We start from the raw sequence: 13011 nt of genomic DNA, 5'->3' as shown, positions 1-13011 counted from the left end.
GCTATGACACGCAAGGACGAATTCGATACATCAACGATTATGGGGTGAAACTCCTGGGCTATGAAGAACATCAGATTGTAGGGCGAACCTTATTTGAAACCATCATTCCAGACATCGAAACCTCTGGGCGGGATGTCAAACCATTTGTTCACGATTTACTTCGTAATCCTCAATTGTACCCGCAAGGCGAGAGTGAAAACCTGTGTCGAGACGGACGGCGAGTTTGGATGGTCTGGTCGAATCAAGCCATCTTCAATGACCAGGGAGAGGTCGTTGAAATCTTATCGGTGGGCAACGACACCACCCAGCGTAGGCAAGCAGAAGAGGCATTACAGCGCAGTGAAGCCAAGTTCCGAACTATCTTTGAAAACTCGCAGGTCGGCATCTTCCGAACCCGCACCTGTGATGGATTAATTCTCGAAGCCAATCAACGCTTTGCCAATCTGTTTGGCTTTGATTCACCAGAGGAGGTGATTGGGCTGAAACACACTACAGACTGTTATGTGAATCCCAGCGATCGCCAGCAAGCTATTGAATTGCTGAAGCGTGATGGTGAACTGCAAAACTTTGAAGTGCAACTGCAAAAACGAGATGGCACGCTATTTTGGGGACTTTGCTCTACTCGTCTGAATGCAGCCGATGAATGCATCGAAGGTGTGATTGCGGATATTAGCGATGTCTACGACGAGCTTCGCTTACGCAAACGAGCAGAAGCCGCTCTACAAATAAGTGAAGAACGACTACGCTTGGCATTAACCGCGTCAAATCAAGGACTCTACGATCTCAACATCAAAACTGAAGAAGTTGTGGTTAGCCCAGGATACCCTTTAATGCTGGGCTACGATCCAGCAACATTTCATGTGACCAAATCTAAGTGGATTGAGAGTTTGCATCCTGACGATAGAGAATCAGTGCTTGCAGCTTACCATGCTAGTATTACTGGAGAAGTCCCCAGCTATCAAGCAGAGTATCGCCATCGTACCCAGGATGGTCAGTGGAAATGGGTTTTTGCTGTTGGCAACGTTGTTGCCTGGAATGAATTCGGTGAACCCATCCGAGCGTTGGGAGTTGTTACGGATATCGACGATCGCAAGCAAGCAGAAGCAGCCCTACAAGTCTCAGAGTCAAAGCTACGGACTCTAATTGAGGCAATTCCCGATCCATTGTTTGTATTCTCTGCTGAAGGGCGATTCCTTGAAATAATGGTATTGGAACGAAATCTGCTATGGCAACCCTTTGAGGAGATGATTGGTAAAACTATGCATCAACTCGGAAGGGAAGAAGCTGATGAGTTTCTAGGTTATATTCAGCAGGTACTGAGAACCCAACAAATCCTCACGGTCGAGTATGGTGCGTTTCTAAATGGACGAGAAATGTGGTTTTCGGCTCGCATTGCCCCAATCAGCCACGATCAGGTGATTTGGCTGGTGCGAGATATTACGGCGCAGAAGCAAGCAGAAGAAGCCTCAATTTTAGAGGAGCGCAACCGCATGGCACGCGAAATTCACGACACACTCGCTCAGGCGTTTACAGGCATTCTGGCTCAGGTGGGAGCGGCAAAACAGGTGCTAACGGATGATGTAGAAGCAACTCAGGCACACCTGGATCTGATCAAAGAATTGGCACGAACTGGACTGACTGAAGCGCGGCGATCGGTCGTCGCGCTGCGTCCTCAGCTTTTGGAGTCGGGCAGTTTACAGAGCGCTCTCCATCGCCTCGTAACTCAAATCAGAGCGGCTGCAAACGATACCACTTTGTATTATGAGGTCAAGGGGATAGCGTATGCTCTATCAACTGAAGTTGAGAATAACGTACTGCGGATGGGGCAGGAAGCATTAACCAATGCGATCAAACACGCCAACGCTGACGAAATTCGAGTGGAGCTAATCTACGATCGCGACCAGTTTTGCTTGCGCGTGAGAGACAATGGACAGGGCTTTGGAGTTGGGAGTATTTCAGCCTCTGAGGGTTTTGGCTTACTAGGCATGAGCGAACGGGCAGAGCGCATCGGCGCACAACTAACGATTAGGAGTCAACCTGGACAAGGAACAGAAATTATTGTCACCGTCAACCCTTAAGTGAGCATTACAATGAGCCAAGCCACGACCATTCGAGTTCTAATTGCGGACGATCATGCAATTTTTCGGCAAGGATTAGCCACGATTATTAACCGTGACCCAGATATGCAGGTGATTGCCCAAGCCGAAAATGGGGAACAAGCGATCGCTCTATTTGGGGAACACCAACCAGATGTAACGCTAATGGATCTGCGAATGCCTGAAGTGGAGGGGGTTGCCGCCATCGGTGCAATTTGTGCTACTGCTAAATCTGCTCGGATTATTGTACTGACCACGTATGATAGTGACGAAGATATCTATCGGGGATTGCAGGCAGGCGCAAAAGGATACCTGTTGAAAGAAACTGAACCTGACGAGCTTCTGAATGCGATTCGCACCGTTCATCGGGGTCAGAAGTACATTCCGCCCGATGTGGGAGCAAAGTTGGTACAGCGCCTGAGTAATCCAGAACTGAGTGAAAGAGAACTAGAAGTACTCCGTTCACTGGCGCAGGGGATGAGTAATGCTGATATTGCGGCTGCTTTGAGCATCGGTGAAGGCACGGTTAAATCTCATGTTAATCGGATTTTGAATAAGCTAGATGTCAGCGATCGCACCCAAGCGGTGATTGTTGCCGTTAAGCGCGGCATTGTCAGTTTGTAGGATGTACTTTCTTTCGATCAGATTCGGATTCTAACTTAAGTTATAGCTAGCCTTCTACTTTGCGATGGCACGGTTACTCTATCAATTTGTACTGTAAAAATTTTAACTTGCTATAGACGACAGCTTGAAGGCGATCTCCTATATTGAATTTATGCAAACAGTCATCCAGGCAATGAATTGAGCAAGTTAATTGCAAAGTTCCATGCTTGATGCAGATTTAGAAAGATGAACGACGATCGTAACCGCAGTTCCTTACTTGTACCGCCTTCAGCCCAAGATTGGATTCAAGGTGTGTTGAGTGCCAAGGTAGTGCTGGTGATGTATGGAGACTATCAATGCTCTAGAAGTGCGGATGTTTACAAGCTGATTAAAATCATTCGGCAAGAGCTTACGGTTTCTTTTGGAGAGGATTATTTACAGCAGTTTGCGACTTAATTTTGTACAAGAGCAGCCATGTAACAATTGAATTGGTTTTCTATTGCCCTACTTGATAGAGTTGCAAAACGCTGTACATTCATTCAAAAGGTGAAACCATGAAACCAAAAGGTGAAACCATGAAACTTCAATATCGCGGTGTTAGCTACGAATACGACGCTTTGAAGCATGAAATCCAGAACAAAAGACCTTCTAATTTGACTTACCGTGGGGTTCCCTATCGTATCGATCCGAATACAAAGCAGAGTGAAGTTCCTGTACAACCAGTAGCTTATAGATTGGTGTATCGAGGAAGTGCCTACTTTGTGAATAAAACTGCACAGGAAGAAGTTAGCGTAGTTACTCAACCGGAAAGCACATTTAATTTGTACAACTCAATATAGAGACTCTGATGAACGAATCTCATGTAATTCCAGTGCTGAGATCGCCGCAGGACTACCGAGCTTACCGCAACTTTGCTGAACTGATTCGCAGTGGGATTCCCGTTGAACTCGATGCTGAGGATTTAGCCGTGTTGCGACATGAGCCAGCACTTCCTTAAGCTTTCTCCTCCAAAATTCACAGATTCTGAACTTGCTCCGATTGTGTAATTGCAAGCCTAAACTTATGCTGATCCAAAAACTAAACGACTGTGAAGAAATTATCGCTGGAGATGGAACTGTTCTGCGCGAACTGCTTCATCCTGACAAACAAGACATCAACTTGCGTTACAGTTTGGCGTATGCGATCTTGCCTGTTGGCAAAACTTCGATTCCCCATTCCCTAAAGACTTCTGAGGTTTATTACATCATTAGCGGTGTTGGCGAAATATCGATCAACAGTGAAGTTCGTCGCATTGAACCAGGCGATACGGTTTACATTCCTCCAAATGCCATCCAGTTCCTTCACAACTATGGCAACGAACTAGGCTGTTGACTTTGGCTATTTTTTGGGGAATTATCGAAAAATTATTTGTGCTGGTTTTTGCTTGGATTAGAGCTTATCATTGCGAACTAAAGAAATAAATCTCATTTAGTAATTTCTGGAAAAGTTACATTATTTAGCTACCAACAGATTAAGGAAGAAAACAATGAATCTCACTCTCGTTAATGACAACTTACAAATTGAATGGGAATGGCATGAGCAATTACTGGCATTTAATATCTGCAAAAATTTGGTAATTCCCCTCAATCATATTACAGCAGCTTCGACTGATCAACCAGTAAGTAGTTGGTCAGAAATCCGTAATCCCGGTCTTGTTATTCCAGGGATAATTAAAGCAGGAACCTACTACAGCAGTAGAGGTAAAGAATTTTGGTACGTGACGAAAGACCAAGATTATTTAACTCTAGAACTCAAAGATGAATCTTGCCAACGAATTATTCTCACAATTGATGCAAATCAAGCTTGGCTGGAACGCATTCATCAGTTTATAGCAGGTAACTAAATATTGGAGGTGGGGAACAAATAGAGAAGTATAAACTCTATCAATCACTGACTTCAAATGAATAGCAGAATCAATACCGTTGCCAAAACAAGAGTATGAAGAGATGGGGCTGCTGTAGTAAAGTTACTGCCTTCCCAAAGTGAAATAGATGCTGTTGTTTCAAGTATTTCTGAAGTCGAAACTAGGCTACGAAATAATGCGACAGACATTTTTGCTTCATTTTTTGTCTGCTATTGAGGATAGAGCATCGTAAATTCAAAGGAGGAAAACCATGTCCCAAACAGTAAAAACACCACAGATATCGCAAATTGAGGTGCTGGCATCTGGTCTGGATAGTCCACGTAAGTTGAGCTTTGGCCCTGATGGGGCACTTTATGTTGCCGAAGCAGGACGAGGGGGAACAGGTGCCAGTATTCCGTCTCCATCTCAACCGGGCGCGTCTGTGTTCTATGGTGCAACAGGTGCAATTACCCGAATTCAAAATGGTGTTGTAGAACGAGTCGTAACCGGACTACCATCGCTGGCATTACCCGATGGAGCAGATGCAGCCGGTGTGAATGACATTGAGTTTGATGACTATGGAAACGCCTATGCGATCGTGGGTCTTGCCAGCAATCCAACCAATCGAGATAATATTCTACAAGTTCCTGATTTTAGCCAGTTGATCGCGATCAATAATTTTGATGGTGGTGCTTCTTGGACAAGATTGAGCGATTTTGGTGCTTATGAGCAAAATAACAACCCCGATGGGCAAAACGTAGACACCAACCTCTATGACTTGCTGATTAAAGATAATACAGTCTATGTCGTAGATGCAGGTGCCAATGATTTGCTCAGTCAGCGAGCCTTTAGCAGCGAACCGACTCTAGTAACAGTCTTTCCAACTTATACCACGACTGATCCGCTCACGGGTGAAGCTGTGGTGCGGCAGCCTGTCCCCACCTCAGTCACCGTTGGTCCTGATAGCGCTCTCTATGTTGGTGAGTTGACTGGGTTTCCTTTTCAGGCAGAAACAGCAAAAGTTTACCGCATTAATGCTGAAGGTCAACCGGAAGTCTATGCAGGGGGTTTTACGAATATCGCTGATTTGGCCTTTGATAAATCTGGCGGTTTGTATGTCCTGGAATATGATGCGGATGGAATCTTGAATGGAAGTGACGCAGGTGCCCTGATTTATGTATCTCCAGATGGTAGAACTCGCACCACAATCTTGGATGATGAGCTAATTAATCCGACAGGTCTAGAAATCGGTTCTGATGGTAATATTTACATTTCCAACAAAGGCTTTCTTGCAGGACTTGGAGAGGTGTTGCAGTTGAGTTTAAAGAAGGATACAAACTTTGGTTGCGCTCCGCTGTATGACTTGGTGAATCACTGCATGATGACGAACACGGCAGATAGCGATCTGGCGAATATCTACCAACAAGCGTTGGGTCATTCGTTTCCTCTCCAGTCATATTCAGGAGTTTGAACGCCGACAGGAGCCGCCATAATTGGCTACACAGTGCCATCTATCCTCACTCATTAACCATCTCTGTGCTTCTACATTCAGTACTTCTGCCATAACATAACCCTGTTTTGTCAATCTGGGAGAAGCTAATCCCTGTAAGCCTTTCGCAGCTTTATTTTTCAGGTTTTAGCTACAAATTTTAGTTACTGTTAGGAAATAAAGGTTTAAAGCTTGGCTCAACCAAAGTTTCAGGATCTTGCTTCGATTATTGTTTTCCAAGAGTGACAGAATAGGGATAATCTTGAGCAGGCAAAGCAATTGTCGCTGTTTCTCTTATTGGTGGCTCCAACACACCCAATCCTTTAACGGCTCATCTCCAATCAATGCATCAAGGGGGCTGGGCGGTAAGTCTCCTCAGACTGTGATAACAAACAGTATTATTGTTGCCGATATCGCTTAACTTTATGTTTGTGAGCAGCATAATCCAGAGTTACCGCATCGTGCTGCTCAACTTGAAGCCTTCCCAAAATTTGGAGTGAATACTCTAACATGCTTTTTGAGATGGGCAAACCAGTATACCCTGTTCTGTCACTTTCGGAAAACAAGAATCATAGCTAAACATTGGAACCTTTATCTAGTCAGACTTTGAGCCTTTATTTTCTAATAGAAACTAAAATTTTTAGCCAAAAGTTGAAAAGTAAAGCTCCAAATGGCTGAGATTAGCTTTTCCCAGTTTGACATAAGACGGTTAATCACTGAACTAATAAGGAGTTCAATCATGCAGAATATTACACTTAACACCATTACTCAAGCCGTCATTAATCATGGCGATCGCGGCAAATCCCACCCGCGACTATATGAAATTTACACAAGTTTGGTTCGACATTTGCATGACTTTGTGCGCGAGGTGAATCTGACTGAACCAGAATTACAGCAGGGACGTGATTTTCTTAACCAGGCAAGCCATCATACTCAAGAGATTCCTACTGGAGAGATACATCTATTAACAGACATACTAGGGATCTCGGAGCTAGTGGAATTGTTACAAAATACACATAACGGTACAGAAAGCAATTTAGAAGGGCCGTTGTATGTGCCGAATGCACCAGAACGACAGATGGGCGATCGCTTGGGTATTGATCCAGAAGGTGAAACGCTTTTCCTGTCAGGCAGTGCTTTAGATGTGAACGGTCAACCGATTGCTAATGCCCTGATTGATGTTTGGCAACCAAATTCTAAGGGATTGTATGACATCCAGGATTTATCTCAGCCGCAAGGGAACTTTCGGGGGCGTTTCAAAACAGGTGCCAGTGGTAAGTATGCGTTTGAAACTGTGGTGCCGCTAGGTTACAACGTGCCAGCCAGCGGACCATCGGGCGAGTTGTTACGACTGCTAGGACGGCACACTTGGCGAGCGGCTCACATCCATTTCAAAGTCAGTGTCCCGGAATATACCTCGCTGACAACTCAAATCTTTATGGCTGGCGATCCTCACCTGGATTCAGATACAACTTTTGCAGTTCGCTCAGCGATCGTTCAATTGCAAAAGCATGAAGCACCAGACGAACTCAAGGCACGGAATCAAAGTAAACCGTTTTACACAACGGAATTTGATTTTGTGTTGAAACCCTTTACTCTCTCTAGTGGAGAATCATAAAGAACGGCTGCACGTTATGTCTATACCATATTTTTAACTCTATTGAGAATAAAGCTTGCTTATTGACATGATGCGGCTGCCCTGCTCTGGAGGTGAAAGGTTGGGTAGAGAGAATAAAACAGTTAGGAACTTATTTTTTAGAGTAAATAAGGATGAAAAATTTGCCATACTCGTAGTTTATAGCATTTAAAAACTATAGTAAATTAAAAGTAAAGGTTACACCTTAGAACATAATTTTAAATATTCGGAAATGCATTGATCTATGCTGAAAAATACAATTTTCAAGACATTTGTTACTGCCACAGTAAGTAGTGCAGCTTTTTTGTGTGTAAGTGTTAATAATGCTTATGCTGCTTCTTTCAACTCTATTTCTCGTATTTATGCTTTTGGTGATAGCTATTCAGATAATGGGGCAGCACTTCGGATTACAACAGCAGCAGTTAACTCTGGGGTGCCTGGAGCATTTATATTCCCCCAAGTAGATGTGTATGACTCTGATGGTCGATGGACAAATAATCCCGGCTTAACATCAGTTGAGGTACTAGCAAAACAAAAAAATTTACAATTAACAGATTATGCTGTGGGTGGTGCAAAAAGCGGTAATGGCAATTTAAGTACTTGGCTTGATAAATATCAAAATACTGGTTTATTCGGTCAAATCGAAGAATATAAAGCAGAAGTTAATCGTGTGCCAGATTCTAAGGGATTATACTTCATTTTTATATCTACAAATGACTTATTAGAAAGGTTTTTTAATAATCAGACTGGTTCGGTCGATGTATTAGCTGATGCTGCTGTTAACAATATTGTTTCTGGAATATCACAACTTGCAGTGCTAGGTGCAGAACAGTTTTTTGTTGTAAATTCTACAGATTTAGCTGCATTACCACTTTTTGAGCAATACTCAGAAGAGGCAGCTAAGTTTAGAGATGTTATCAATAAAAGTCTTCCCGGTCAACTCGATACGCTGAATAAGCAATTAGGTGTCGAAGTTGCACTGTATGACCATGTTGCAATTAGCAACAAAATTCGCTCTACCCCAGCGACATTTGGTTTTACCAATATAAATGATGCCTGCAAACTTTTATACACCACTGGGGGGTTAGAGCCTGCTTGTTCAACACCTGATAATTATTATTACTTCGACGAGATTCATCCTACTCGTCGTGTACATCAAATCATTGGTGAAGATATGGCCAATTTCTTAGATATACAGAAAACACCAACTGTTCCTGAACCATCAAATGTTGTAGCTTTGATAGCTTGTATAGGTATAATAAGTTTACTACGGCGTAAAGTTCATAGTAGCTAAGGGTATCACCGTGCCAAAGTAGGTTTCATTGTACGCGCTTGTCCCAAACTTATAGCGGTTCTCAGTTGGGTGCAATATAGTAACAGTTGTGCGTGAACCATCCAATAATGTCTTTTTTAGTTACAGCATCTAAGGCATTTGTAATGGCCTCATCTAGGTATTGAGCCGAGATACAAGTAAAAAACAGCAATATGGTCTGAAAAGCCCTGCTGTATATAAGTTTGAGCGTTTTTTAAGCGAAAGTAGGATTTTGCCTGAAGATACTTGCAGTCTGAGGGTCAATAATTGCTTTTCGCCAACCCAAGAGTTTAATAAATACCTTGGGGGGCTACAAAAAGGGCTAGGATGCAGATAAAATAAGCCTCATAGCTCTCTCCCCTTGTTGATAATACTTTCGCTTATTAGGAGCTAGTGTCATTAACTCAGCTATCAATTCATAAGAATTTTCCATGAAATCGACCCAGTTAGATCCATATAATCCAATATAAAAACTGCTATGGCGGCGAACTGTCCGCTTAGATTCTTTGATTCGTCCAACATATTTTTGAACACCCATGCGTTTAATTTTTTGGCCAGATATAGTTGCAGCCGTATAGGCAAGTGAGATTAATAATATTAGAGAAATTAGCCTTTGACCTGATACATTAGTATCTTCTAAGTTATAACCACCGCTCTTAAACTCTCTAAACATCTCTTCAATATCAAAACGTTGTTTATAAGCTCTAATAACTGAATCTAAGTCATCTAAGTTGGTAAGGATAAACCAACCCTCCTCCGGCGCAAACCCTAAACGTTTACGCTTCCATTTAGCAGCAAGATTAAAGCTCATAAATCCTGTACTTTTTGTATATTTAATACTTTGATAAAAGAAAGAAAGTCCAGGTGCTAAACCTAAATCTCTTCATTGCAGCCAAATTTCCGGTTCTATTTCTATAAATGCATCTTTTTTTAAGCGTAAACAGAAATATACTTTCTGCTCTGTCAGCCAGTTTGCTAGTTTTAAGGCTAATATTTTGGGCTATAATCTTTTGCCTGTAATAGTTACAGACAATCCATTGCGAAGGATACTCAAAGTCCTTGCTGTAAAACCTGTAAATAAAATTAATAAATACTCCAGTTTTTGTAGCGATACATACCCAAGATTTACGTTATCCTGCCGATTTTACTTAAAAATGGCTGAACCCTATATATAGTAGGAGCTTCGAGACCATCTTGCAGGTTTTTACTTATCCCTGTTTTGTCACTTTCGGAAAACAATAATCGGAGCGAAACTCTGAAACTTTGATTTGATAAAGTTTTGAGCTTTTCTTTTCTAACAGAAACTAAAATTTATAGCCAAAATCTGAAAAATAAAGCTCTCAAAGGCTTTCAGGCATTGGCTTCTCCCAAAGTGACAGAACAGGGTTATATCTCGGCTCAATACCTATTCCGCCCGATGTAGAAGCAAAGTTGGTACAGCGCCTCAGCAATCCAGAACTGAGTGAAAAAGAACTAGCAGTACTCCGCTCACTGGCTCAGGGGATGAGTAATGCCGATATTGCGACTGCTTTGAGTATCGGTGAAGGCACTGTTAAATCTCATGTTAATCGGATTTTGAATAAATTGGATGTCAGCGATCGCACCCAAGCTGTGATTGTCGCCGTTAAACGCGGCATTGTTAATTTATAGGATGTACTTTCGATAGAATTGGGATTCTAACTTGAGTTATAACCAGCCTTCTACTCCACGATGGCATGGTTACTCTATCAATTTATACTGTAAAAATTTTAACTTGCTATAGACGACAGCTTGAAGGCGATCGCCTATATTGAATTTATGCAAACAGTTATGCAATCAGTGGATTGAACAAATAAATTGCAAGGTTCCATGCTTGATGCAAATGTAGAAAAATGAACGACGATCGTAGCCACAGTTCCTTACTTGTACCCCCTTCAACCCAGGATTGGATGCGAGGTGTGCTGAGTGCTAAGGTCGTGCTGGTGATGTATGGAGACTATCAATGCTCTAAAAGTGCGGATGTTTACAAGCTGATTAAAGTGCTCAAAGGAGAACTTAGTGCTTCTTTTGGAGAGGATGATTTATGCTTTATCTTCCGTCATTTTCCGCAAGCACAGATTCATCCCCAAGCTCAACGGGCAGCCGAAGCAGCCGTTGCCGCCGCTGTCCAAGGACAGTTTTGGTTAATGAATGATACTTTATTTGCCCATCAACAAAAGTTGGAGAATGGTTATCTTGTCGAGTACGCCAATGATTTAGGGCTTGATATCCCTCAGTTTCTCAAAGATCTGTCTAAACAAGTGCATATTGATCGTATCAATAAAGATATTGAAAGTGGATGCAAGAGTGGAGTAACGGCTGCTCCAGCCCTATTTATCAATAACATTCGATATACCGGACGCTGGAAAATGACAGAGTTGATGACAGCCATGATTGCTGCAAGTCACTAAGCTCTATTCATATCTGACTTCAGGGTTAGTGCTAGTAAGTGATCGAGTGCGCGATGGCTAGTTTTTGCCTGTTTTGTTGAATAAATTGCCAATTTTGAATCATGCTAACAACGCCAACGCCAACCCTTGAATTCAAACACAAAGGCTTGACACGCACCCAATTGCAGCAAGTACTCAACTATATTCAGACTCACCGTCGATCGAGAATTGTCGTTAATTGAACTTGCAGAAGTGATCAACATTAGCCCGACTTATTTTGCAAGTTTGTTCAAACAAGCGATCGAGGTTTCTCTACACCAGTACATAATTCAACAGCAGGTGGAACGATCAAAATTTATGCTGTCGAAAACAGATTTAGCAATAACCTCGATGGCGGATATACGGCGAACTGATCAAAACTCACAAGTTTGCTACCTGTGAGCGGAGTGTAGAGCAATGTGCGCCTGGGACATGACTATCACTCGACTAAAGCGCTCTCAAAGCCTGATCAATCCAATTACACCTTCAAACTAATCTCATGAAAAAGATAATTTTGCTAGCACTGGTGGGTACGGGATTCATAGTAAATATGCCCTTTACAGCACAGGCACTAGATTCAGAAAAAATTGGTCATAACCTTGACCGAGAGCCGAATATGTCAATCGCTCAGTACGATCGCGATCGTGACGATCGATATCGTGATAACCAGCATCGTGACTACCAGTATGGTGACGATCGGCGCAATCGGCCATTTGTGGTTTATTACCGCAGCCGTGACAATCGGAAATGGATTTATGAGAGTATCCACTACAATCGTCGCGATGCCCGACGTGCTGCCAACCGACTGGAGCGGCGTGGTTATCGAACCCTAATTTTAGGATAGAGCCGTTGCAAACTATGAGTTGCCAACACCTGCGCTGGGGCTTAATGTCGCTGCTTGTTTGGATCGCGTGGAAAGGGCTAAAACAAGGCGTTACGTTGCTAAGTCAAGGTATTTACCAGGGTGCGATCGTTCTAGCCGCGTTGGTATTTGGACTTTCACACCTGCCAGCGACTGCCGCGATCGTTCCACTCACTCCGCTTGTGATTATCCGAGGGATATTACTCAATGGGATTGCTGGCATTGCTTTTGGTTGGCTCTTTTGGCAATACTCGCTTGAGGCTGCGATGTTATCCCATGTCAGCGTTCATGCCTTTTCCTTTGCTCTTAGCCTAATGCTTGCAAGATTTGTCTAAGCTTTTTTCTAAAACGATTTCATGATTATTTCAAGAGAGAACAACCTGACTTAGATTTTAGGAGAAATAGAATGATACTTCAAGATAAAGCGGCGTTAGTCACTGGTGGCACATCGGGAATCGGCAGAGCAACCGCGTTAGCGTACCCCTACGGGGAAGCAAGCTACGCGCAGCGTTCCGTTGGCGCAGCCTCTGTCTACGACACGCTCCGCGAACGTAGAGAAGGAAAGCTTAACGTTCGCGTAGCGTCTCGCAGAGAAGTTATCGTATTTGGTGCTGCTGGAGCAAAGGTAGTATTCTCAGGCAGACGCGACGCAGAAGGTGAAAAAACCGCCAAACTGATTCGTGA

15 protein-coding genes and 4 pseudogenes are annotated in these 13011 nt (G+C 43.0%); 17 read left to right on the top strand and 2 right to left on the bottom strand.

Annotated elements, in window-relative coordinates; translation table 11 throughout:
• From H6G96_RS38530 to H6G96_RS38500, 7 genes and pseudogenes are all read left to right on the top strand, one after another.
• A partial coding sequence (locus tag H6G96_RS38530) for a PAS domain S-box protein (RefSeq protein WP_199339870.1) occupies positions 1-2078 on the top strand: 2078 nt, incomplete at its 5' end.
• Positions 2079-2090: 12 nt separating this feature from the next.
• Positions 2091-2720 (top strand): response regulator transcription factor, encoded by a 630-nt coding sequence (locus H6G96_RS38525; protein ID WP_190919641.1) that lies wholly within the window; start codon positions 2091-2093, stop codon positions 2718-2720.
• Positions 2721-2945: 225 nt separating this feature from the next.
• A pseudogene (locus tag H6G96_RS38520) lies at positions 2946-3137 on the top strand (disulfide bond formation protein DsbA); the annotation flags it as partial.
• 116 nt (positions 3138-3253) lie between these two features.
• The gene (locus tag H6G96_RS38515) at positions 3254-3538 is read left to right on the top strand and encodes a DUF4278 domain-containing protein (protein ID WP_242063616.1); all 285 of its coding nucleotides are present in this window, start codon (positions 3254-3256) and stop codon (positions 3536-3538) included.
• 8 nt (positions 3539-3546) lie between these two features.
• Complete coding sequence (locus H6G96_RS42055; protein ID WP_242063615.1) at positions 3547-3696, top strand: hypothetical protein; 150 nt, start codon at positions 3547-3549, stop codon at positions 3694-3696.
• 65 nt (positions 3697-3761) lie between these two features.
• Positions 3762-4070 (top strand): cupin domain-containing protein, encoded by a 309-nt coding sequence (locus tag H6G96_RS38505; RefSeq protein WP_190919639.1) that lies wholly within the window; start codon positions 3762-3764, stop codon positions 4068-4070.
• 154 nt (positions 4071-4224) lie between these two features.
• Complete coding sequence (locus tag H6G96_RS38500) at positions 4225-4581, top strand: hypothetical protein (protein ID WP_190919638.1); 357 nt, start codon at positions 4225-4227, stop codon at positions 4579-4581.
• A 53-nt stretch (positions 4582-4634) separates the two neighbouring features.
• Here the strand turns inward: H6G96_RS38500 and H6G96_RS38495 are convergent, their stop codons facing one another.
• A complete protein-coding gene (locus H6G96_RS38495) occupies positions 4635-4790 on the bottom strand; it encodes a hypothetical protein (RefSeq protein ID WP_190919636.1) in 156 nt (51 codons plus the stop codon).
• 62 nt (positions 4791-4852) lie between these two features.
• Here H6G96_RS38495 and H6G96_RS38490 point away from each other — a divergent pair, with 62 nt between their 5' ends.
• The 3 genes from H6G96_RS38490 (at position 4853) to H6G96_RS38480 (ending at position 9000) form a co-directional block, all read left to right on the top strand.
• Entirely contained in the window at positions 4853-6052 is a 1200-nt protein-coding gene (locus tag H6G96_RS38490) for a ScyD/ScyE family protein (protein WP_190919634.1), read from the top strand.
• Positions 6053-6809: 757 nt separating this feature from the next.
• On the top strand, positions 6810-7688 hold the full coding sequence (locus H6G96_RS38485; RefSeq protein ID WP_190919632.1) for a dioxygenase: 879 nt from the start codon (positions 6810-6812) through the stop codon (positions 7686-7688).
• Positions 7689-7950: 262 nt separating this feature from the next.
• Positions 7951-9000, top strand: a complete 1050-nt coding sequence (locus tag H6G96_RS38480) for an SGNH/GDSL hydrolase family protein (RefSeq protein WP_190919630.1) — start codon at positions 7951-7953, stop codon at positions 8998-9000.
• Between the two features lie 340 nt (positions 9001-9340).
• Here the strand turns inward: H6G96_RS38480 and H6G96_RS38475 are convergent.
• Positions 9341-10006 (bottom strand): annotated as a pseudogene (locus H6G96_RS38475) (transposase); the annotation flags it as partial.
• A gap of 291 nt (positions 10007-10297) precedes the next feature.
• On the opposite strand from H6G96_RS38475, the gene H6G96_RS38470 reads away from it, so the two are divergent.
• The 7 genes and pseudogenes from H6G96_RS38470 to H6G96_RS40860 all read left to right on the top strand — a co-directional run.
• Entirely contained in the window at positions 10298-10441 is a 144-nt protein-coding gene (locus tag H6G96_RS38470; RefSeq protein ID WP_190919626.1) for a hypothetical protein, read from the top strand.
• Positions 10426-10668: pseudogene (locus H6G96_RS38465) on the top strand (response regulator transcription factor); the annotation flags it as partial. The gene H6G96_RS38470 and the pseudogene H6G96_RS38465, both read left to right, overlap by 16 nt.
• Before the next feature lie 221 nt (positions 10669-10889).
• Positions 10890-11447: a DsbA family protein gene (locus tag H6G96_RS38460; RefSeq protein ID WP_190919624.1), complete on the top strand. Its 558-nt coding sequence runs from the start codon at positions 10890-10892 to the stop codon at positions 11445-11447.
• A gap of 231 nt (positions 11448-11678) precedes the next feature.
• Complete coding sequence (locus H6G96_RS42050) at positions 11679-11867, top strand: hypothetical protein (RefSeq protein WP_242063614.1); 189 nt, start codon at positions 11679-11681, stop codon at positions 11865-11867.
• Positions 11868-11964: 97 nt separating this feature from the next.
• Positions 11965-12309 (top strand): hypothetical protein, encoded by a 345-nt coding sequence (locus tag H6G96_RS38450; protein WP_190919622.1) that lies wholly within the window; start codon positions 11965-11967, stop codon positions 12307-12309.
• Between the two features lie 14 nt (positions 12310-12323).
• Positions 12324-12662: a CPBP family glutamic-type intramembrane protease gene (locus H6G96_RS38445; RefSeq protein ID WP_242063613.1), complete on the top strand. Its 339-nt coding sequence runs from the start codon at positions 12324-12326 to the stop codon at positions 12660-12662.
• Positions 12663-12733: 71 nt separating this feature from the next.
• Positions 12734-13011: pseudogene (locus tag H6G96_RS40860) on the top strand (hypothetical protein); the annotation flags it as partial.

Origin of the sequence: Nostoc sp. FACHB-892 (genome assembly GCF_014698795.1) — a bacterium.
In the GTDB taxonomy this organism is placed as follows: domain Bacteria; phylum Cyanobacteriota; class Cyanobacteriia; order Cyanobacteriales; family Nostocaceae; genus Nostoc.
The sequence above is the reverse complement of the archived record's forward strand: the minus strand, read 5'-3'. Positions and strand labels throughout refer to the sequence as shown.